Source organism: Streptomyces sp. NPDC020884, assembly GCF_044333935.1.
GTDB lineage: Bacteria > Actinomycetota > Actinomycetes > Streptomycetales > Streptomycetaceae > Streptomyces.
Genome location: NZ_JBIRRY010000004.1, coordinates 480,662 through 502,043 on the forward strand (window position 1 = coordinate 480,662; position 21,382 = coordinate 502,043).

The 21,382-nt window shown below is 72.1% G+C and carries 18 protein-coding genes; 9 read left to right on the forward strand and 9 right to left on the reverse strand.

Translation table 11 applies throughout. The annotated features are described in order from the left end of the window. Positions 1-95 precede the first annotated feature (95 nt). The 4 genes from ACH4UK_RS16320 to ACH4UK_RS16335 form a co-directional block, all read right to left on the reverse strand. Entirely contained in the window at positions 96-893 is a 798-nt protein-coding gene (locus ACH4UK_RS16320) for a family 1 encapsulin nanocompartment shell protein (RefSeq protein ID WP_398356802.1), read from the reverse strand. After that, positions 893-1,966 carry a Dyp-type peroxidase gene (locus ACH4UK_RS16325; protein ID WP_398356804.1) on the reverse strand — a complete coding sequence of 358 codons (1,074 nt, stop codon included), beginning with the start codon at positions 1,964-1,966 and terminating at the stop codon, positions 893-895. The genes ACH4UK_RS16320 and ACH4UK_RS16325 overlap by 1 nt, the downstream gene beginning before the upstream one ends. Positions 1,967-2,075: 109 nt before the next feature. After that, positions 2,076-3,518 carry an NADP-dependent phosphogluconate dehydrogenase gene (gndA, locus tag ACH4UK_RS16330; RefSeq protein WP_398356806.1) on the reverse strand — a complete coding sequence of 481 codons (1,443 nt, stop codon included), beginning with the start codon at positions 3,516-3,518 and terminating at the stop codon, positions 2,076-2,078. Positions 3,519-3,703: 185 nt separating this feature from the next. Continuing rightward, positions 3,704-4,243 (reverse strand): DUF5709 domain-containing protein, encoded by a 540-nt coding sequence (locus ACH4UK_RS16335; RefSeq protein ID WP_398356808.1) that lies wholly within the window; start codon positions 4,241-4,243, stop codon positions 3,704-3,706. Positions 4,244-4,462: 219 nt separating this feature from the next. On the opposite strand from ACH4UK_RS16335, the gene ACH4UK_RS16340 reads away from it, so the two are divergent. From ACH4UK_RS16340 to ACH4UK_RS16355, 4 genes are all read left to right on the forward strand, one after another. Continuing rightward, on the forward strand, positions 4,463-5,506 hold the full coding sequence (locus ACH4UK_RS16340; RefSeq protein ID WP_398356810.1) for a hypothetical protein: 1,044 nt from the start codon (positions 4,463-4,465) through the stop codon (positions 5,504-5,506). A gap of 81 nt (positions 5,507-5,587) precedes the next feature. Beyond that, positions 5,588-5,758, forward strand: a complete 171-nt coding sequence (locus ACH4UK_RS16345) for a hypothetical protein (RefSeq protein ID WP_398356812.1) — start codon at positions 5,588-5,590, stop codon at positions 5,756-5,758. 250 nt (positions 5,759-6,008) lie between these two features. Further along, positions 6,009-7,484, forward strand: coding sequence for a UDP-N-acetylmuramoyl-L-alanyl-D-glutamate--2,6-diaminopimelate ligase (locus ACH4UK_RS16350; RefSeq protein ID WP_398357001.1), 1,476 nt, complete (start codon positions 6,009-6,011; stop codon positions 7,482-7,484). A 135-nt stretch (positions 7,485-7,619) separates the two neighbouring features. After that, the gene (locus ACH4UK_RS16355; protein ID WP_398356814.1) at positions 7,620-9,179 is read left to right on the forward strand and encodes a carboxylesterase/lipase family protein; all 1,560 of its coding nucleotides are present in this window, start codon (positions 7,620-7,622) and stop codon (positions 9,177-9,179) included. Between the two features lie 76 nt (positions 9,180-9,255). Here the strand turns inward: ACH4UK_RS16355 and ACH4UK_RS16360 are convergent, their stop codons facing one another. Both ACH4UK_RS16360 and ACH4UK_RS16365 read right to left on the reverse strand, forming a co-directional pair. After that, positions 9,256-10,074, reverse strand: a complete 819-nt coding sequence (locus ACH4UK_RS16360; protein WP_398356816.1) for an ABC transporter ATP-binding protein — start codon at positions 10,072-10,074, stop codon at positions 9,256-9,258. 136 nt (positions 10,075-10,210) lie between these two features. Further along, positions 10,211-10,576: a hypothetical protein gene (locus ACH4UK_RS16365; protein ID WP_398356818.1), complete on the reverse strand. Its 366-nt coding sequence runs from the start codon at positions 10,574-10,576 to the stop codon at positions 10,211-10,213. A 100-nt stretch (positions 10,577-10,676) separates the two neighbouring features. On the opposite strand from ACH4UK_RS16365, the gene sigJ reads away from it, so the two are divergent. Next, entirely contained in the window at positions 10,677-11,573 is an 897-nt protein-coding gene (sigJ, locus tag ACH4UK_RS16370; protein ID WP_398356820.1) for an RNA polymerase sigma factor SigJ, read from the forward strand. Between the two features lie 33 nt (positions 11,574-11,606). Here sigJ and ACH4UK_RS16375 read toward each other — a convergent pair whose 3' ends face one another. Continuing rightward, a complete protein-coding gene (locus ACH4UK_RS16375) occupies positions 11,607-12,251 on the reverse strand; it encodes an SMI1/KNR4 family protein (protein ID WP_398356822.1) in 645 nt (214 codons plus the stop codon). An 88-nt stretch (positions 12,252-12,339) separates the two neighbouring features. After that, on the reverse strand, positions 12,340-13,380 hold the full coding sequence (locus ACH4UK_RS16380) for an SCO7460 family lipoprotein (RefSeq protein ID WP_398356824.1): 1,041 nt from the start codon (positions 13,378-13,380) through the stop codon (positions 12,340-12,342). 274 nt (positions 13,381-13,654) lie between these two features. Between ACH4UK_RS16380 and ACH4UK_RS16385 the strand changes: the two genes are divergently transcribed. The 4 genes from ACH4UK_RS16385 (at position 13,655) to ACH4UK_RS16400 (ending at position 19,741) form a co-directional block, all read left to right on the forward strand. Continuing rightward, entirely contained in the window at positions 13,655-14,800 is a 1,146-nt protein-coding gene (locus ACH4UK_RS16385) for a S1 family peptidase (RefSeq protein ID WP_398356825.1), read from the forward strand. A 407-nt stretch (positions 14,801-15,207) separates the two neighbouring features. Continuing rightward, positions 15,208-16,323 carry a DUF1996 domain-containing protein gene (locus ACH4UK_RS16390; protein ID WP_398356827.1) on the forward strand — a complete coding sequence of 372 codons (1,116 nt, stop codon included), beginning with the start codon at positions 15,208-15,210 and terminating at the stop codon, positions 16,321-16,323. Positions 16,324-16,430: 107 nt separating this feature from the next. Beyond that, complete coding sequence (locus tag ACH4UK_RS16395; RefSeq protein WP_398356829.1) at positions 16,431-18,197, forward strand: discoidin domain-containing protein; 1,767 nt, start codon at positions 16,431-16,433, stop codon at positions 18,195-18,197. A 365-nt stretch (positions 18,198-18,562) separates the two neighbouring features. Continuing rightward, entirely contained in the window at positions 18,563-19,741 is a 1,179-nt protein-coding gene (locus tag ACH4UK_RS16400; RefSeq protein ID WP_398356830.1) for an alpha/beta fold hydrolase, read from the forward strand. 267 nt (positions 19,742-20,008) lie between these two features. On the opposite strand, the gene ACH4UK_RS16405 is transcribed toward ACH4UK_RS16400, so the two are convergent. Beyond that, positions 20,009-21,370, reverse strand: a complete 1,362-nt coding sequence (locus ACH4UK_RS16405; protein ID WP_398357003.1) for a GH1 family beta-glucosidase — start codon at positions 21,368-21,370, stop codon at positions 20,009-20,011. Positions 21,371-21,382: the final 12 nt, after the last annotated feature.

Below are 21,382 nucleotides of genomic sequence, written 5' to 3' on the forward strand. Positions count from 1 at the left end.
CGGCCAGAGTCCCTGATGACTGCCCCCGGGGTCTTCGGCGGAACGGGGGCGCTCGGCTGCCCGGCCCCGCGCGGTCGAGCGCCCCCTCCGACGGGTCAGGCGATCAGGCCGACCACGGCTTCCGGCGTCAGCATCCGGAAGGTGAAGGCCTGCTGGAAGTAGAGATGGACGCTGGTGGCGTCGTGGTCCGCGTAGCCGATCGACAGGTCCTGGCCCAGACAGAGTTCGAAGTCGCCGCCCCGGGTGGACAGCAGCACCCCGCCCTTGACCGCGGGCGCCCACAGGATCTCGTCGTCCACCAGGCGGCTCAGGTGCGTCTTGACCGGATATCCGTGGTCCGAGGTCTCGGCCGCCTCCGTGAACGCGTCCGCTCCGAGCAGCAGCCGGTACGGTCCGTCGACACCGGCCAGCCGCAGCCGCGTCACCGCCTGGCTGACCGCCACCGGATAGTCCCGCGCGTCGGCGGGCAGCGGCAGCGGATCGTGCGAGGAGCCGTCCCGCAGACCGGTGATCCCGGCCGCCCCGTACCCGTCGATGATCGCCATGTCCTCGGCGAACGCACAGGTGCGCGCCGCGTCCTTGACGGGCTGCCAGTCGCTGTCGGCGGAGCCGCGCTCCACATCGTCCACGGCCTGCCGGGTCACCGTGAACGGCACCCGCCACTCGATGACCGGCATCGAGGTGCGGGCCCGCGCCACCACGTCCGGGGTGGGCGGATCGATGTCGCTCAGATGGCCGTCGCCGACCGCCGCCAGCGTCGGACCGTCCGGATCGGACACGTCGACGACCCGGCGGCCGGCGACATGGCGGCGGAAGGTGCGGCGGGCCTCCTCCTCGATCTCGTCCCAGGCGGACGGGGTGACCGGCGCGAGTTCGCGGTGCAGATTGTTCATCACTGGGCGCTTTCTTGCAGGCTGCCGATGCGCAGCGAACCGTGGTCCGACCCGGCCGCGACCGGCTCCTGCCGGACCGGTGCGGTCACCGGTTCCGGCCGGTCCCCGGGGTGGGCCAGGACGGGCGGGGGCGGCGGAGCGTCGAGGAAGTCGGCGCGGGGGGCGAAGAAGAGGGAGCCGGTGACCGCTGTGGAGAAGTCCAGGATGCGGTCGTGCGTCCCGGGCGGATCGCCGAGGAACATGTTGCGGAGCATCCGCTCGGTCACCTCGGGATCGGCGGCGTACCCGATGAAGTACGTACCGAACTCGCCCTGTCCGAAGTTCCCGAACGGCATGTTGGCCCGCAGGATGTCGCGCTCCGTGCCGTCCGGATCGGTGATGGTGTTGAGCGCGATGTGGGAATCGGCGGGCTTGTCCTCGTCCGGGAACTCCACGTCGTCGAACTTGGTGCGGCCGATGACGCGCTCCTGCTCCTCGACGGGGAGCGCGTTCCAGGCCGTCAGGTCGTGCAGGTACTTCTGCACGACGACGTAACTGCCGCCCTCGAAGTCCGGGTCCTCGTCCGCCCCGACGAGCGCCGCCGAACGGGCGTCGTCACCGACCGGGTTCTCCGTACCGTCCACGAAGCCGAGCAGATCCCGGTGGTCCAGGTAGCGGAAGCCGTGCGTCTCGTCCACGATCCGCAGGGCTCCGCCGAGCTTGTCGAGCAACTGGGCCGCCCACGCGAAGCAGACGTCCATCCGCTCGGCCCGGATGTGCAGCAGCACGTCTCCCGGGGTCGCCGGCGCGTGGTGCAGCGGCCCCCGCAACTCCGGGAACGGGTGGAGGTGAGCCGGACGGGGCCCGCCGAACAGCCGGTCCCAGGCGCCGGATCCGAAGCCCGCCACACAGGCGAGGCCCGATTCCGGATACCGGAACCCCAGCGACCGGGCCACGGCCGCGAGATCCGGCAGCACGTCCCGCACCGCGCCCTCGCCGCCCGGCTCGATCGTGCCGACCAGGAACAGCGCCGCGTTGGTCAACGGCGCCACGACGGGCTGGACGGAGACGGGACGGGGGACGGCGTCGGGCATGCGCGCACTCCACTACGACGGTGAGGCAGGGCTTCTGCGACGGTGAGCAGGGCTCGCAGCCACTAACCCATGTCCCGCGCCCGCCCGCACCCCGGGTGGACCGGCCGGGTCACCCCGCCCCGACCTCGGACCGGTCGCCGCCCCAGAGCGTGTGGAACGAACCCTCCCGGTCCGTGCGCCGGTAGGTGTGCGCCCCGAAGAAGTCCCGCTGGCCCTGGGTGAGGGCCGCCGGCAGCCGGTCCGCGCGCAGCCCGTCGTAGTACGAGAGCGCGGCGGCGAAGCCCGGGGTCGGCACGCCCTGGCGCACGGCCTCGGCCACCACCGCCCGCCAGTCGTCCTGCGCCGCGCCGATCTCCTGCCCGAACTCCTGGTCGGCCAGCAGGCTGACCAGCTCGGGCCGGGCGTCGTAGGCGGCCCGGATGCGGTCCAGGAACGCCGCCCGGATGATGCAGCCCGCCCGCCAGATCGCCGCCACGGAGCCGAGATCGATGTCCCAGTCGTACGCCTCGCCGCCCGCCCGGATCTGGTGGAACCCCTGCGTGTACGAGACGATCTTGGACGCGTACAGAGCCTGCTCCACCCGGTCCGCGAACGCCGCGGCCGCCGGCCCATCGAGCGGCCGCGGGACGGGCCCCGGCAGACCGCGGGCCGCCTCCCGCAGATCGGCGTGGCCGGACAGCGACCGGGCGAAGACCGCCTCGGCGATCCCCGACACCGGAACCCCGAGGTCGAGCGCGATCTGCACGGTCCAGCGCCCGGTGCCCTTCTGCTCCGCCCGGTCCTGCACGATGTCGACGAACGGCCTCCCGGTCGCCGCGTCCGCGTGGGCCAGGACCTCCGCCGTGATCTCGATGAGGTACGAGTCCAGCCGTCCGGTGTTCCAGGTGCGGAAGGTCTCGGCGATCTGCGCGGGGGAGTACCCGGCGACGGCGCGCAGCAGGTCGTACGCCTCGGCGATCAGCTGCATGTCCGCGTACTCGATGCCGTTGTGGACCATCTTCACGAAGTGACCCGCGCCGTCGGGACCGATGTGCGTGGTGCACGGCGTGCCGTCCTTCGCCTGCGCGGCGATCTTCTCCAGCATCGGGCCCAGCGAGGCGTAGGACTCCGCCGAGCCGCCCGGCATGATGCTGGGCCCGTTCAGCGCGCCTTCCTCACCGCCGGAGATCCCCACTCCGACGAAGTGGATCCCGCGCTCGCGCAGCTCCTTCTCGCGGCGGCGGGTGTCCTCGAAGTGGGCGTTCCCGCCGTCGATGACGACGTCGCCCTCCTCCAGCAGCGGCGCGAACTCCCGGATCACCGCGTCGGTCGGGTCTCCCGCCTTCACCATGATCACCAGACGCCGGGGCCGCTCCAGGGCGGCCACGAACTCCTCGGGCGTGTGCGCGGCGACGAACGTGCCCTCGTCGCCGAACTCCTCGACCAGCGCGTCCGTCCGGGACGTGGTGCGGTTGTGCACGGCGACGGTGAAGCCGTTGCGGGCGAAGTTCCGGGCGAGGTTGCGGCCCATGACCGCGAGTCCGGTGACGCCGATCTGAGCAGTGCCGCTCATCTGTGTGCTCCTGGGGATCCGAGTGCGTGCGGTGCGTGCGGTCGCCCGGCGCGGTGCGGCGCGTGCGTGCCGTTGCGGTACGAGGCGCGCTTCGGGTGGCGCGCTCCGGCCGGGGGAGTGCAGGCCGGGGGAGTACGGGCCGGGGGACAGCCGCGTTCAGGGGCGGGGGCTCGTCGGGGGCCCGCTCAGGGCGACGGCGGGGCGGCCGCGCCGGTGGCGGGGCCGGATCCGGGGGCGCCGGGAGCCGGCCCGGCCTCCAGGAGCGCGTCGTCGTCCCCCGGCTCGGGGATCACATGCATCGCGGCCTCCTCGGCCGACGCCGCCGCGCCGTCGATGCCCACGTCGCTGGCCGTCAGGGTGGCCGGCACCCGCCCGTCGGCCTGCTGGGTCAGCCGTCCGGCGCGGGCGACACCGACCTCGTCGTCCCAGAGCTCGCCGTCGCCGTCCACCAGATCGCCCACGCCGTCGCCGGCGGATCCGTCCGGCTCGGGCACTTCCCTGGTCAGCCGGGTCTCGAGGGACTCACCGGTCTGCCGCTCGCCGGCCGTGGTGCCGAGGCCGTCGACCGCCCACGGCCGGTCCGGCGGCGAATATCCCTCGTCCAAGGGGTCGCCGGTACCGGACGGATCCATGAGGGTGTCCTCGGCGCCGAGCTGTTCGCCGGGATCGGAAGCCTCGGGTGCCTGGGGCTGGTAGACGTCGTCCCCCCAGTCGGTGTCGCTCATGGCGCGTCCTTTCCTCCGGGAGTTCCGCATACGACTGTCCCCTGTACGCAATTCCACTCCCGTCCTGCTCCGGCCGCAAAGGGAAGATCGGTTCCCGGCGGCCGAGGAGGGCGGCACGGGCCGGTACGTGCGCAGGTCGCGGCCCGTTCGCCGCGGATCCGGAGAGTCCGGGCACCGTGCGTCCCGGTCGCCGAAAGGCCCGGCATAGGGTGACCTCCCATGGGGAGCGGACAGCAACCGCCCGCGGGCGATCACCACCAGCAGGGGCAGCAGCCGCCGCAGGGCCAGCCGCAGCCGCCGTACGGATGGCCGCCGCGGGAGCAGGGGCCGGGCGGACAGCAGCAGAACACCGGAGGCGGGCCCGCTCCGTGGGACGCCCGGACCGAGCCCGCCGGGCAGCCCCCCGCCGGGCCCTGGAGCGCACCGACCGTCCCCGCCGGACTGCCCCCGCACCCCGGACCGACCCCGCCCGGCGGCGGCGGCCGCAGCAGCACGGTCGTCGCGGTCGTCGCGGCCACCGCCGTCGTCCTCGCCGCCGGGATCACCGGATACCTGGTGCTCGGCGGGAAGGACGACAAGAAGCCGGAGGCGGGGCCCACCGCGGCGGACTCCCGCTCGCCGTCGGCGTCCCCCGGGGCGCCCCGGGGCGGATCCGAGGACGAGCCCGCGCCGCTCGTGCCCGGCTGGAAGACCGTGGTCAACCCCAAGCGCGGCATCGTCTTCGACGTACCGGTGTCCTGGGCGCTCAAGCCGACCGGCTGGGTGAGTTACGTCGCCGAGAACGACGACCCCGAGGAGACCCCGCTCGTCGGGTTCTCGGCACCGGCGATCCTGAAGGAGAAGTGGTGCCGCTCCGACGAGGACGGCAACGGCATCCAGGAGGAGACCCCGCTCGCCGCCGCGGGCTCCCGGGGCGAGGCCGCCGCCCGCAGCACCGCCGAGGCGGCCCGGGAGAACGCCCGTCTGTGGGTCTACGGCAGCTACGCCCAGCCGTCGAAGGAGAAGGTCACCACCGGGGCGGCGAAGCCGTTCACCACGAAGTCCGGCATCACCGGGAGCGTGGCGACGGCCACCTCGACCGGTGTCGACGGGACGGGCCGCTGCGCCTACGACGGCAAGGCGACCGCGTTCGCCTTCGAGAGCCCGGCGGGCGAGACGGTCTCCTGGACCTTCGTCGGCGTACGGGGAGTCGACGACGAGGTGCCCGAGTCGACCGTGCGGAAGATCCTCGGGACCGTCCGGTTCCTCGACAGCACCCCGTGACGCCCGGCCCCGCTCCGGTGCCCGCCCCGACCTGGGCGGACACCGGAGCGGCGCCCTTCCCACCCCACGTACACTCGATCCATGGGACATAGGGCCGAACCGAGGAAGTGCCCGGACCGGGCCACCTTCGCGCTGCCCCCGGCCGCCTTCGCGTTCGCACTGTCCCCGGCCGCCGCCCGCGCGGCCCTCCCCCCGGCGCCCGCCGACGCGGCGCCCGGAACGGGCCGTACCGCACTGCACGGCCACGGCTAGCGATCTTCGCGACCGTTCCCGACAACGGCATCCGGCGTTGCCGGCCCCCGGCATGACCGCCCCGGCCCGCCGCCCCGTCACCACCTCTCCGGCCCGCTGAGCGCCGGAGCTCACCGCCGCCTCCGGCGTTCGCCCGAGGCGCGTTCCACGATCGGCTCCACAGCACCACGCGGCCCACGGCGCACCCGCCGTGCCGCTTCCCGGCGACGGCCGCACCAGCCGGCCCGACGCCGCCTTCGAAGGGATCATCGTGAAGCTGAGCGACCTCATGGCCGGACAGGACCACCAGGTGCTGCGGGGGACCCCCGCCCGCACGGACGTCACCGCCGGAGCGACGTTCGACGCGGACCGGGTCACCCCCGGGTCCGTCTTCGCCGCGGTGCCCGGCCATGTGGCCGGCGGCCCGGACGCCGTTGCCCCGGCCGTCGCACGCGGCGCGGTCGCCGTCCTGGTCGACGAGCAGGCCGCACCCCTGCCCGAGGCCTTGGGCGACGTGTGCGCGGTACGCGTCCCCGACGTCCGCAGGGCCGCCGCCGTCGTCGCCTCGCGCTACTTCGGCGAACCGGGCCGGGCGATGGACCTGATCGCCATCACCGGCACCAACGGCAAGACGTCCGTCTCCTACATGACCGAGTCGGTGCTGCGGCTCGCCGAGCGGGCCCGGGTCGGAGTGATCGGCACCGCGGGCAGCCGGATCGGGGACGAACTCATCCCGATGCCGCCCTCGGTGCTCACCACCCCGGAATCGCCCGATCTGCAGTATCTGTTGGGGCACATGCGCGACCGGTCCTGCGGAAGCGTCGTCCTGGAGGCCACCTCGATGGGTCTGCTGACGCACCGCCTGGACCGTACGTTCATCGACGTGGGCGTCTTCACCAACCTCACCCAGGACCACCTGGACGACCACGGCACCATGGAGAACTACCGGGACGCCAAGCTCCGCCTCTTCCAGGGACTGTGCCGACGCGCCGTGATCAACGCGGACGACCCGGTGGGCGCCGGGATCCGGGAGCTGATGCCCGACGCGGTGACCACGTACGCGCTGGACGGCGACGCGGACTACCGCGCGAGCGATCTCACCGTGGACGCCTCGGGCACCCGGTTCACCCTGCACCACGACGGCCGCAAGTATCCGGCGGCGATCCCGTCGCCCGGCCGCTTCTCCGTCTCCAACGCGCTGGCCACGGTCGCCGCGTGCCACCTCCTCGGCCACGGTCTGGCCGGGCTGGTCGACGCCCTGGAGCGGATGCCGCAGATCCCCGGCCGCTTCGAACGCCTCCAGACCCCCGAGGGCACCTCGGTGATCGTGGACTACGCCCACTCGCCGGACTCCCTCAGCAAGGTCCTCACCACGATCCGGGGCTTCGCCCGGGGCCGGGTCATCACCGTCTTCGGCTGCGGCGGCGACCGCGACACCACCAAGCGCGCCGAGATGGGCACGATCGCGGGCACCCACTCCGACCTGTGCGTCCTCACCTCGGACAACCCCCGTTACGAGGACCCGGAGGCCATCCTCGACCAGATCGCGGTGGGCATCGCGGCGACGGGGACGCCGTTCGAGCGGCTCACCGACCGCCGCCCGGCCATCGCCGCCGCACTGGCGGAGGCGGGGCCGGACGACATCGTGCTCATCGCGGGCAAGGGCAGCGAACCGCACCAGAGCGTCCGGGGCGAGCTGCTGCCGTTCAGCGACATGGCCACCGTGCGCGAACTGATCGGCGCGTAGCCGCCCGAGCGCGGGCGGTCGGGCGTTCAGGCGCGCAGGCCAAGATCAATCCGCTGGCGGTGGCGGCGGGTGTGCTGGGATGCTGGCCCCGCCGCGCCGAACGCCGGACGGGGCGGGAGCGGGGGAGCGGTGGCCGTGGACGTCTTCACGACGAAGGCCGGGCGGGTACGGGGGCGGCGCGCCGCCCGGGACCGCGGAGTCGTCACCGTACGCGGACTCCCTTACGCGGCACCGCCGTTCGGCGCGCACCGGTTCCGGGAGCCGCAGCCGGCGGAACCCTGGGACGGCGTACGCGACTGCACCGCCTTCGGGCCGGTCGCACCCCAGTCGGCCGAACTGCCGGGCGCGCCGCGCTGGTCGCCCGGTGACGAGGACATCCTCACGCTGAACATCTGGACGCCCGCCGAGGGGCCGGGCGACCTGCCCGTGCTGGTCTGGATCCACGGCGGTGCGTACGTCTTCGGGTCTTCGGCCCAGCCCGACTTCGACGGCACCGCACTGGCGGGCCGGGGACTCGTCGTCGTCACCCTCAACAGCCGCCTCGGCTTCGAGGGGTTCGGCCACGTCCCCGACGCCGACGGCAGCGCGGCCTTCCCCGACAACCGGGGCCTGCTCGACCAGATCGCCGCCCTGGAGTGGGTCCGCGACAACATCTCCGCGTTCGGCGGCTCGCCCGACCGGGTCACCCTGGCCGGCCAGTCCTCGGGCGCGACCTCCGTGGCCTGCCTGACGGTGGCCGGCCGGGCGCGCGGCCTGTTCCGCCGGGCCGTCCTGCACAGCGCCGTCAGCGCCTGCGCCACGGTGGAGCAGGCGGCCCGCACCACCGCCGAGGTCGCCGCGGCGGCCGGGGTGCCCGCGACCCGCGCCGGGCTGCTCGCCGCCCCGCCCCGGACCCTCGTGGCCGCCGCGGACCGGGTCTGCGAACGGTACGCACACGACCCCGCCTCGGGGCAGCGCCACTACGACCCGGCGATCTACGCCCCGGTCGCCGACGGCGCTCTCCTGACCGCCGACCCGCTGGAGGCACTGGCGGCCGGAGCGGGCGGCGCGGTGGAGCTGCTGGTCTGCCACACCACGGAGGAGTGCTGGCTCCTGGACGCGGTCGGCAGCAGTGCGAAGATCACCACGGAAGAGCAACTGGCCGTTTTCGCCGCAGACTTCGGCCTCCCGGCGTCACTGGTCGAGGGGCACCGCGAGCGGCTGCCCGACGCACCGGTTCTCGACGTCTATCTGGCCCTCCACTCCGGCCTCCTCTTCGCCGAGTACAGCTCCCGCCTCGCCGAGGCCCACGCGCGGGCGGGCGGCCGGGCCTTCCTCGCCCGCTTCGACCGCCGCCGGGACCGTGCGGGGGACCGGGTCCGCGCCTGGCACTGCGCGGACATCCCGTTCGCCTTCGGCAACCTCCACGAGGAGAGCGTCCACTTCCTGGTCGGAGGCCCGCCCGGCGCGGCCGACGAGGAGCTCTCCCGGCGCATGACCGACGCCTGGGCCGGTTTCGCCGCCCACGGCGACCCGGGCTGGGCTCCCCTGGACGCGCCCGCCGGGAGCGGCGCGACGGTACGGGTCTGGCGTACGGCGGTGGAAGAGGAGGCGGCCCGGGGGACGGCGGGCGGACCGGCCGAGCGCGCGCACGGGGCGCGGGACGGCTTCCGCGACCTGTGGCGGGTCACCGGACTGCCCCTGCTGGCCCCCTGAGACCGCCGGCCGGGCGGGGCCGCCCGGCCGGCGCGTGTCCGTGCCCAAGGGCGTCCGCGCCGACGCGTGGCCGCGCCTACGCCTGGCCGTCGGCGCGCGCCAGCCAGCGGCCCGCATGCCGGGTCACCTCGATGGGGCGGCCGAAGCAGGCGGTCATGCGCTCGGCCGTGAGAACGCCCTCGATCGCGCCGCACGCCAGCACGCGCCCCTCGCGCAGGAGCAGGGCATGGCTGATCGCCGGGGAGAGCTCCTCCAGGTGATGGGTGACCGTCACGGTCGACAGCTCCGGCCGGTTCAGGGCGAGGTGCCGCATGGTGTCGATGAGGTCCTCGCGCGAGGGCAGGTCGAGCGCGTTGAACGGCTCGTCGAGCAGCAACAGCGCCGGGTCCGCCATGAGGGCGCGGGCGATGAGGATCCGGGCCCGCTGGCCACCCGAGCAGACGCCGTACCCACGGTCGGCGAGGTCCTTGATCTGGAGCTCGGCGAGCAGGGCGTGGGCCCGCTCGCGCACCTCGTCGCCGTACGCCTTCCACAGCGGCTGGACCGTGCCGGTGTGGCCGGTGAGGACGACGGTGTGGCCGGTCAGGTCCCCCGGGACGCGCTGGGAGGTGGAGACATGGCCGATCCGGGCGCGCAGTTCCCGCACGTCGACGCGGCCGAGCAGGTGGCCGAGAACACCGACCGTGCCGGTCGTGGGGAACGCGGTGGCGCCGACGAGCCGCAGCACGCTGGTCTTTCCCGCACCGTTGGGGCCGAGCAGCGCCCAGTGCTCGCCGGCCCGGACGGTCCAGTCGACGGCGTCGAGGATGACCTGGCCGGTGGTGTGGAGGCGCATGCTCACGTCGTCGAGGGTGGCGACGACCCGCCCGTGACTGTTGCCGGTGTTCCCGTCCATGGCTTCGGTCAGCCCCTTCGCGTCGGTGTGTACCGCACGGAGAGTAGCTGTATGCGGCATTTACCCGCGTGGGTGACTGCATCGCGGACACGGCACCGCTCCGGCGGCCCCACACCGCGGGCCGGCCCGCCGGACCTCAGCGCCGCGCCAGGGCCAGCACGCTCAGCCCGAACATCAGGACGCCCAGCGGGAGATGGACCGACGGAATGTGCGCGATGCCGACCGCGACCTGGACCGAGGCCAGGACCAGGAACCCGGACGCGTACCCGATCGGCCGGGGCGAACCGCCGCCCGGCTTCCACGCCAGCACCGCGGCGAGCACGTACAGCATCGACGCCCCGTACATCACGCGCGCTCCGACGCTGTGCAGGACCTCTCCGTAGGACGCGGTCATCAACAGTCCGGCGGAGACCGCCTGAAGGAAGATGGTCAGGGCCTGCAGGGCGATCGCGATCCGCAGGAACGAGAAGCCGCTGTGCTGTGCCGTCACTCGGGTGGTCATGCCACGCCCCGTTTCCCGCCCGTGGGCGGTAGATCGATAAGGTCTCACCAGCCCGACGACGCGGGCCTGCGAAAGGTAAGGCGAGGGGGCGGTCGCGAGCATGGGGACGGCTGGGACGGGTGCCGGGGGCATAGCCGGCGAGCGGCGCCAACTGATGAACGTCGCCTACCGGTTGCTCGGCTCGGTGGCCGAGTCCGAGGACGCCGTGCAGGAGGCCTACACGCGCTGGTACGCGCTGCCGCGCAGTCGGCAGGACGCGATCGAGTCCCCCGGCGCCTGGCTGACGACGGTGACCGGCCGCATCTGCCTGGACCAGCTCGGTTCGGCGCGGGTCCGGCGGGAACGCTATGTCGGCGCCTGGCTGCCCGATCCGCTGCCCGACCACGCCCAGTGGGGTCACGGCCCGAACGCCGATCCCGCCGACCAGATGGTCCTGGACGAGTCGGTGACCATGGCCTTCCTCGTCGTCCTGGAGTCGATGACCCCAGCCGAGCGGGTCTCGTTCGTCCTGCACGACGTCTTCCGCTACCCCTTCGCCGAGATCGCCGGCGTCCTCGGCCGTACCCCCGCCGCCTGCAAACAGCTGGCCGCGTCCGCCCGGCGGCGGGTGCGCGCCGCACGGGCTCCGGTGGCGGCGGCCGGGCGGGCCGAAGCGGTGCGGCAGGTCAAGGAGGCGTGGCAGAACAGGGACATCGCGGCTCTCGTGGACCTCCTCGACCCGGCCGCGGTGATGACCGCCGACGGCGGCGGTCTGGCCGGCGCCGCCCTGCGCCCGATCGAGGGCGGCGCGCGCATCGCCCAGTACATGGTCGCCCTCGCCGACAGTGCCCCGGGGCTCGACGTCCTGGAGCGGTCGGTCAACGGTGCGCCGGGCCTGGTGGCCCGGCGCGATGGCGTCGTCGTGACCGTGGCCTCGTTCGATGTCGCCGACGGCCGCGTCACCCGGATCTGGGTGGTCCGCAATCCGGAGAAGCTGCGGCCCTGGGCCGGGGCGTGAGAGACGGGACACCGGCTCGTCCGCTCTGCCGCGTCATGATCGATCCAGGGTCCGGCCATCGCTCGGCGGTAGGCGGTCCCAGCACAGCCGCTGCTCCCCGTCCACGACCGGTGTGTCGCCGTTGAGCGGCCGGGAGGTCTCCAGCGAGGTGGCGATCGCCTCCATGAGCACCGGCAGGGACGCCCACTTCTCATGGGAAACGCGCAGGACGCCTTCCACGGCCTCGGCTTCGTGGACACGCCCCCGATCGCTCTCGGGACGGTGGTCCAGCACGAGGTAGCCTCCGCCCGGGTCCCGCGCGATGGGAATCAACCGCGGGTGTCCGTACAGGACGCTGCTGAACCCGAGCTTCATGAAGTCGTCGTCCGCCTCCGCTCCCTTCTCCTCTGCCTCGCACGTGTCGTAGAAGCCGGTGAGAAGCTGCCACGCGGCCGCCATCTCGCGTGCGCTCATCGGTCGGTAGCCCCCTGGCAGCAGCGGGCCCCACGGGGGGAGGAAGCCGTCGTGCCGCAGCAGCGACACCACCAAGGGCTTCAGCAGCGGGCGGTCGATGACGCGTTCGACCGCGGCGATGTCCGCCGGATCCGCGGGCGGCGCCAGCGCGGCGTAGGTCGCCGGCGCGTACGCGGCCAGCCAGGTCTCGATGCGCGTCCACGACTGACTGATCGGTGCGGTCATGGCACAGCATCCTCTCGGTGAGCTGTCTCCGACCTCCCGGCAGGGGGGAACCAGCTCGGTGGGGCATCGGCGACTTCGCGAACGCGGCCTAGTACGGCGGCAGCCGCAGCGCCCCCGTGCCCTCGCGTACATCGTGCACGAGACGGATCTTCCCCACCGGATTGCCGTGCTCGTCCGTGGTCACCAGGGCCGCGTCGTCGCTGTTGACGCACTGTCCGCGTGCGCCGGGCTCCGGGCAGAACAGGACGTAGCCGGTCTGCCGGTCGATCCGGCCCGGCTCCAGGCGCCAGATCCACTGGTAGCTGCTCATGACCACCCGGGGGTAGGTGGCCCGCAGTTGCTCCCTCACCGCGTTCTGCACGGTGTCGCCGAACTTCTGCCTCTCCCGGAACGGGCGGACGATCCGGGCACTCCCCGCCGTGTCGACCCGGCCCGCCTCGATCTCGTAACTGGCGGAGTGGTAGGCGTGCTTGGTGAGCGAGGCCAGCAGATTCGACCGGGTCAGCCGCATCATCGTGGGCCAGGAGTCCTTGCCCCGGTCGCGCCGGTCCGCGACGGCCGGGGAGACGACGTTCACGTACGAGCCGACGGCCTTCGCCAACGTGCTGTCGGCCCCGCTCGCGGTGACCCAGCGCTGGACGCAGTCCCCGATCTCGCGGAGCACCTTCGTCACGTTGGCGTTCGTGAGCTCCGCGACCACATAGGGCGGGGTACCGGTCGTGTCCAGCGCGATGACCTCGTAACCGCAGGAGTCGAAGGCGCTCTTGAGCGTCCGGAAGTCGTCGGCCTGTTGCCGCCCGTGCTGCACCGCTCGGGCCAGCGCAACGGCGCAGTCCTTGCGGTCGCACAGTCCCTCGTCCGCCCGGTCCGTGTCGATGCGGAGCCGGACCACGGCGTCGCGGTCGTCGGCCACCGCGAACGTGACCTCGGAGCCACCGGAGCCCGGAAAGAGCGTGCGCGCACCGATCGCCTTCAGCTGCCCGGGGAAGTGCTTCTCGGCCAGTTCCTCCGCCGCCCGGCGGTCGTCCTTCGTGTCCACCACGCCGCACGCCCCCATCAGCAGGACCAGCGAACCCGCCAGCGCGCCGGTGAGGGCGACTCTCCACTGCCTGCGGCGTGATCCGGCCATGATCTGCTCCTCCACCTGGTCCTGCTCCGTGTTCCTGTGACAGTAGGACCAGTGTCTGCGGGCCGGATGAGTACGCCTACTCAACCCGGTACGGGAGCGGCCTCGGCGACACCTTCCCGGCCCGCCTCCGTCATTGGCATGGACCTGACTATCGAACTCGGCTACAGTCCGGGACGGCACATCTGAGAGCGCTCTCAAAGCTCGATCGGTGCGCGCTCCCGGACGCCTCCCGTTCCACCCCCACGTCGCTGGAACAACAGGAAGGGTCACTCCCTTGAGACACGCAACCGTGCTGCGGACCGGTCTGTCCGCACTCCTGCTCCTCGGTGCCTGGGCCGCCGCCGGCCCGTCGTCCGCCTCTGCCGCCCCCGCCGACTCCGCGCAGGCCCCCGCCTCCGCGGCCCTCCTCGCCGGAATGCAGCGCGACCTCGGCCTCAGCGAGGGCGAGGCCGTCGCGAGGCTCGCCGACGAGAAGGCCGCCACCGCCCTGGAGCCGAAGGCGCAGCGCGCCGCGGGCTCCGCCTACGGCGGCTCCTGGTTCGACGCCGGTACCGGCAAGCTGACCGTCGCGGTCACCGACGCCGGAAAGGCCGGAGCCGTCCGGGCCGCCGGCGCCGAGACCCGGCTCGTCGAGCACTCGGCCAAGCAGCTCGACGCGACGAAGGCGCGCATCGACGCCCTGTCCGCCCCCGCCGGCGTGAGCAGCTGGCACGTCGACCCGGCCGCCAGCAGCGTCGTGGTGAACGTGGTCGCGTCCGAGCAGACTGACAACGATGTCCGCTCCTTCGTCGCCAAGGCCCGCAAGGCCGGGCCCGTGACCGTGCGGACGGCCGCCGAAGCGCCGCAGACCTTCGCCGCCGGAACGGTCGGAGGCGACCCGTACTACACGGGCAACGTCCGCTGTTCCATCGGCTTCTCCGTGCACGGCGGCTTCGTGACGGCCGGGCACTGCGGCGGCGCCGGCCAGTCCGTGCGCGGCTGGGACGGCTCGGACATCGGCCACTTCCAGGGCTCGTCCTTCCCCGGCGACGACTACGCCTGGGTGAACGTCGCCAACGGCTGGTGGACCGCGCCGGTCGTCATCGGCTGGGGCACCGTCTCCGACCAACTCGTCCGCGGTTCGAACGAGGCGCCGATCGGTGCGTCGATCTGCCGCTCCGGCTCCACCACGCACTGGCACTGCGGCAACGTCCTCGCCAAGAACGAGACCGTCAACTACAGCCAGGGCGCCGTGCACCAGATGACCAAGACGAGCGTCTGCGCCGAGGGCGGCGACTCCGGCGGCTCGTTCATCAGCGGTGACCAGGCCCAGGGCGTCACCTCCGGCGGCTGGGGCAACTGCTCCGGCGGCGGAGAGACCTGGTACCAGCCGGTCAACGAGATCCTCAACCGGTACGGGCTGACCCTGCACACCGCGTGATCCGGGGGAGCCGTCCCGCCGTCCTCCCCGGCGGAGCGGCTCCCGCCGAGGGGTGAGGCCGCCGGGGTCGGGAGCCGTCCCGGGCGGCCTCACCCCGGCGGTCCGAAGCAGGCGTGAGTAAGCGGTCCCGCGGTGCGCGGGGCCGCTTCCTTGTGCCGTCTCCTCCGGTCGTATTCCTTCCGTCGCCCAACAGCCTTTGCGCAGTGCATCGTTCACAGGCTATTGACACCCTCTCAGCACCGGCGCAACACTGGCACCGCTTTGGAGAGCGCTCTCCCAGAGGGTCCCGTGGTCCGCCGGCCCGTGACGGACAGGGTGGAGTCTCTTCCCGGCTGCACCGTCCAGCTCACCCTTTCCCCCCACCGTGCACCCGATGTGCAGGGATGAAGAGCGGTATGGAGGTCCCTATGGTGACAAGACTCAACAGAACGACCCTGGTGTCCGTCCTGATCGTGGCAACCGCCCTGGCGCTGGTCGCGCTGGGACTGAGCGCGATCACGAACGCCGGGGCGGCCGCCCCGGGGGCGGCCCGGCCCGTGTCCGATCAGCCCGCGGCGGCCTCGCACGCCATGCAGGGTCACACGATGGCGGCGGCCAAGCCCGTCGCCTTCGGGGACGATCCCGACGGCGACGGGTACATACCGGCGGTCCCGCCGGTCACAGGAGTGGAGCCGTCCGACGAGATTCCGCCGCACCGCTACTTCCACGAGTTCCAGGCCAACTGCTCGGTCAACCACACGGCCCCGGACGACCCGATCGTCTACCCGGGCCAGGCCGGCGCGTCGCACGACCACACGTTCATGGGCAACGACACCACGAACGCGAACAGCACCACCGCGTCCCTGAGCGCGGGCGGCACCGCCTGCCTGGCGCCCGGCGACCTGTCCGCGTACTGGATGCCGACCCTCTACAACGGGGACCAGGAGATCCGCCCGGTCGGACCCCAGACCATCTACTACAAGGCCGGAGTCACCGACTACCGGACCGTGCGGCCCTTCCCCAAGGGGCTGCGGTTCGTCGTCGGCAGCCCCACGCAGACCGCCGAGGAGTTCCGCGACCACCCCGGCATGGTCGAGGGGTACGAGTGCGGTGAGAGCTACCACAACTACGACTTCCCGGCCGCCTGCCCGACGAGCCAGGACACCCAGCTCAACCTGCGTATGCAGGCGCCCAGTTGCTGGGACGGGAAGTATCTGGACACCCCCGACCACAAGGCTCACATGGCCTACCCGGTCGTGATGGGGGCCAACCAGGACGTCTGCCCGACGAGCCACCCGGTCGCCCTGCCGATGATCGAGTTCAAGATGGCGTGGCCCGTCAACGGTGACATGTCGCAGGTGAGACTGGCCAGCGGCACCGGCCACTCCTTCCACTACGACTTCTTCAACGCCTGGGACGACGCCACGCTCGACGCCCTGGTCGACCACTGCGTCGTCGGCGCTCTCCAGTGCGACGCCCGTGGCTACGACCAGAACAACCCGGACCAGGGCGCGGTCCTGGACGAGAACTACGAACTGCCCTGACCCGGCCCGTCGCGTTTCCCTCATGGGCGCAGTGCGCCCATGAGGGAGAGCGCTCTCCAACGCTTTCCGCACCTCCACCCGCACTCCCGTGAGGAGCCCCTCCCCCCATGATCACGTCCCGATTCCGACGGCCGCCCCGCCCCCGGGGCCGTACCACCGCGCGTCTCGCCGTCGCCGCACTCCTGGCCGCCGCGGCGGCCGCCCTTCCGGCGTCCACCGCCCAGGCCGCCGGCAGTGTGGTGAAGGTGACCGGCTCCCAGGGGGCCTGGCAGCTGACCGTGGACGGCGCCCCGTACACCGTGAAAGGCCTGACCTGGGGCCCGTCCGTCGCGGACGCCGGTCAGTACATGCCCGACGTGAAGTCGATGGGCGTCAACACGATCCGTACCTGGGGCACCGACGCCACCACGAAGCCTCTGCTGGACACCGCGGCCGGGAACGGCATCAAGGTGATCGCCGGGTTCTGGCTGCAGCCGGGCGGCGGTCCCGGCAGCGGCGGCTGCGTGAACTACCTGACGGACACCGCCTACAAGAACGACATGCTCGCCGAGTTCCCGAAGTGGGTGGAGACCTACAAGGACCATGAGGGCGTCCTCATGTGGAACGTCGGCAACGAGTCGGTGCTCGGTCTGCAGAACTGCTACAGCGGCGACGAGCTGGAGCAGCAGCGCGACGCCTACACCACCTTCGTCAACGAGATCGCCAAGAAGATCCACGCGGTCGACCCGAACCACCCGGTCACCTCGACCGACGCCTGGACCGGGGCCTGGCCGTACTACAAGAAGAACGCGCCCGACCTCGATCTGTACGCAGTGAACTCCTACGACGCCGTCTGCGACATCCGCGCCACCTGGGAGAGCGGCGGCTACGACAAGCCCTACATCGTCACCGAGGGCGGGCCCGCCGGTGAGTGGGAGGTCCCGGACGACGTCAACGGCGTACCCGACGAGCCGGGCGACGTCGCCAAGGCCGAGGGCTACCAGCGGGCCTGGGACTGCGTCGAAGGGCACCAGGGGGTGGCGCTCGGGGCCACGCTGTTCCACTACGGCACCGAGTACGACTTCGGCGGCGTCTGGTTCAACCTGCTGCCCGCGGGCCAGAAGCGGCTGTCCTACTACGCGGTGAAGGAGGCGTACGGTGCCGACACCTCCGGCGACAACACCCCGCCGGTCATCAGCGGCATGACCGTCGACAACGCCTCCGCCGTCGAGGCGGGGCGGCCGTTCACCCTCAAGGCGTCGGTCTCCGACCCGGACGGCGACGCGCTGACCCACCAGGTCCTGGTCAACTCCAAGTACATCGACGACAGCGGCCAGTTGACGGACGCGGTCTTCACCGACCGGGGTGACGGCACCTTCGAGGTGACCGCGCCGGACCGGCTCGGCGTCTGGAAGGTCTACCTCAAGTCGACCGACGGGAAGGGCAACGTCGGCATCGAGTCGAAGTCCTTCAAGGTGGTGCCGCCGCAGGTCGGCGGGGTGAACCTGGCCTCCGGCAAGCCCGCCGAGGCCTCGTCCTTCCAGCCGGACAGCGTCGGCTGCCCCTGCCCGGCGGCCAACGCCGTCGACGGTTCCTTCGACACCCGCTGGGCCAGCGACTGGGCCGACCAGCAGTGGATCCAGGTCGACCTGGGGTCGGCCACCTCCTTCGATCACGTCCAACTGGCCTGGGAGGCCGCCTATGCCAAGGCGTACACCGTCCAGACCTCGGACAACGGGCAGGACTGGAACACCGTCCACACCCAGACGGCCGGCAACGGCGGGATCGATGACATCGAGGTCGCCGGCAACGCCCGCTACGTCCGCGTGAGCGCGACCGAGCGCGGCACTCCGTGGGGCTACTCGCTCTACGAGTTCGGCGTCTACCGGAGCTGATCCCACCGGATCCGGAGCCTGCCGCGCCGTCCCATCCCCGCTGGCGGCGCGGCGAGGCGGTCAGCGGCAGCCACGGACCTCCGTGGCTGCCGCTGACGCTTCGTTCTCCGGGCCGTCGGACGGTCCGCGCAGGACCGACGACCCGTCTTCCTGGAGCATGTGCTCTGCCCGTTCAGCGGGCCCTCCAAGAGGTTCACCCGATGGAAGTACGAGTTCAGGTCCGTGTCGTAGACGAAGCGCGGTGACAACAGGTACGGCGTGCCATCAGGAATGCCCAGGTCGTCGAGCCATCCGTACAGGTTGATTGAGTTTGCCGGGTGGTGACCGCTTGACTTGTACCAAGGTCCAACGCTGAGGCTTGTGGAATGGATAAGGCAGATGAGCTGTTCAGCATCGCGGAGGTCTCGGCGCGGATCGGTCTGGCACCCGACACGCTGCGCTACTTCGAACGTCAGGGGATCGTGCCGTCTCCTCGGCGCGACAACGCTGGCCGTCGCCAATACACGACGGCCGATGTCGAGCTGATCCGGATGTTGGTTCATCTCCGTGAGACGGGGATGCCACTCGCCGACATTGCGCAGTTCACAGGCGCCGACGACAAGGTCACAGATCCAGCCGGTCTCCGGCTGGAGTTGCTCACGGCTCACCGCCGTCGCGTCCAAGATCGCCGCGAGGAGCTGGACCGTGCCCTCGAAGTGATCAGCCGGAAGATCGCGGACTACAGCGATCGGATCACGAGTTCGCTGGAACTTCTCGACCGGCCGGACTGCACGATCGCCTTCAGCGTCCAGGGCGAGGGGCCACTGCTGTTCCTCGTCGGCGCGCCGGCGGGACGAGCTGGCTTTGCAGCGCTGGCGCACGAGCTTGCAGGACGGTTCAGGGTCGTCACCCACGATCCGCGCGGCATCGGTGCCAGCCGCGCGGTATCGGGGATGGCTGCGCCCACGCCCGAGGTCCTGGCTGGGGACCTTGCCGCACTCGTCGACCGGTTCACCGGCCGGCCCGCACTGTTCGTCGGTACCAGTGGTGGTGCCGTGACACTGCTAGAGCTGGCCAAGCAGCATCCCCACCTGGTCGACCGGGCCGTCTTGCATGAGCCACCCCTGGTATCTCTCCTTGACGACGCGGACCTGACGGACCGCGCGGCGACAGCGTTCACAGCGGCGGAAACTGACCCCCAATGGGCGGTGCAAGAGTTCTTCGATTTCAGCGGCGCGGGCCACCACACAGGCCCGGATCAGACGCCTCCCACGCACATGGCTCTACCCGAGCTGCCGCCTGAGGAACTCGACAAGAACCGCTACTTCCTGGGGCGGATGGCCGGCCCCACGGTCTTCTACGTGCCCGACATCGAAGCCACCCGTCGGATTTCGGTGGCGCTGTGCGCCGGCACGCTGAGCCATCACCAGATGGCACGCCGGGCCACCCAGGCACTCGCCGGCCAGTTGGGACTACCTCTGATCGACATGCCCGGCAACCACGTGGGCGCAAGCGCCGAGCCGGCAGAGTTCGCCCGCGCCGTTGTGCCCCTGCTCGAACGCTGAACATCACCCCTGGCCCCTGCTGTACCGCCGCTACAGACTGGGCACTGACCACCTATGCACAAGCCGAAGTCCGGCGGAACCGACAACTCGGAGGAGCCTGAAGAACCGGGGGCCATGTCGGTCTCACCGAGGACCCGGTGGCGTTCGGCGCCCGGCTGCGGGAGACCCTGCTCGCCTGACGCCGTTCCCAGGGCCGGTCGTCGAACGGCCGCCTGCCGGGTGGCGCATGGCAGACGGCCGTTCGACCGGACCCAGGGGCCCGGCGGGTCAGGCGGCCGTCCGGCCGCCGCGTCGCTCCGCGTGCTCCCGGACCAGCTCCGCGTACCGGCGGCCGCTGCTCTTGACCGTACGGCGCTGGGTCGGGTAGTCCACGTGGACCAGGCCGAACCGCTTGTCGTAGCCGTAGGCCCACTCGAAGTTGTCCATCAGCGACCAGGCGAAGTATCCGGCCAGCGGCGCGCCCCTGCCGACCGCGCGGGCGCAGGCGGCGAGGTGCTCCTCGAGATAGCGGACGCGCTCGGGGTCGTGCACCGAGCCGTCCGCCGCGACGGCGTCCTCGAACGCCGAGCCGTTCTCGGTGACGTAGATGCGTCCGACCCCGTACTCCTCGGTCAGCCGCAGCAACAGCTGTTCCAGGCCCTCGGCGTGGACCTCCCAGTCCATGTGGGTGAGCCGGGCGCCGGGGACGGACACCTGCCTGGCCCGGGGCGCGGCGCCGTCGGGGTCGGCGGTGACGATCTGGCGGAAGTAGTAGTTCAGCCCCAGCCAGTCGAGCGGTGCGGCGATGGTCTCCAGGTCGCCCGGCCGCACCGGGAGTTCGACTCCGTACTCCGCCACCATGTCCTGCGGGTAGCCGCGCCCCAGGATCGGGTCCAGCCACCAGCGGTTGATGTGGCCGTCGGCGCGGCGGGCGGCGGCCACATCGGCCTCGCTCGCACTGGCCGGCTCGATGGGGCTGAGGTTGTTGACGATGCCGACCCGGGCATCCGAGGATGCCGCCCGGATCGCCCGCACGGCCAGGCCGTGGCCCAGGTGCAGGTGGTAGGAGGCGCGCACGGCGGCGGTGAGGTCGGTGAGGCCCGGCGCCATCCGGCCTTCCAGGTGCCCGATCCAGGCCGAGCAGAGCGGCTCGTTGAGCGTCGCCCAGTCCTTGACCCGGTCGCCGAGCCGCTCCACCACGTGGGAGGCGTACGCGGCGAAGTGCTCCGCGGTCTCCCGTACGGTCCAGCCGCCCCGGTCCTGCAACGCCTGCGGCAGGTCCCAGTGGTAGAGGGTGGCGAACGGGGTGACGCCGGCCTCCAGGAGGCCGTCCACGAGCCGGTCGTAGAAGTCGAGGCCCGCCTTGTTGACCGGCCCGTCGCCGCCGGGCACGACGCGCGGCCAGGCGACGGAGAAGCGGTAGGCGTCCGCGCCGAGCTGCTGGATCAGGCCGATGTCCTCGGGGACCCGGTGGTAGTGGTCGCAGGCCACGTCCCCCGTGTCGCCGCCGTCGATCTTGCCGGGGGTGTGCGAGAACGTGTCCCAGATCGAGGGGGAGCGGCCGTCCTCGGCCACGGCTCCCTCGATCTGGTACGCGGCGGTGGCGACGCCCCAGGTGAAGTCGGCCGGGAGGGAGTTGAGGTCCGACACGTACTGCCTTTC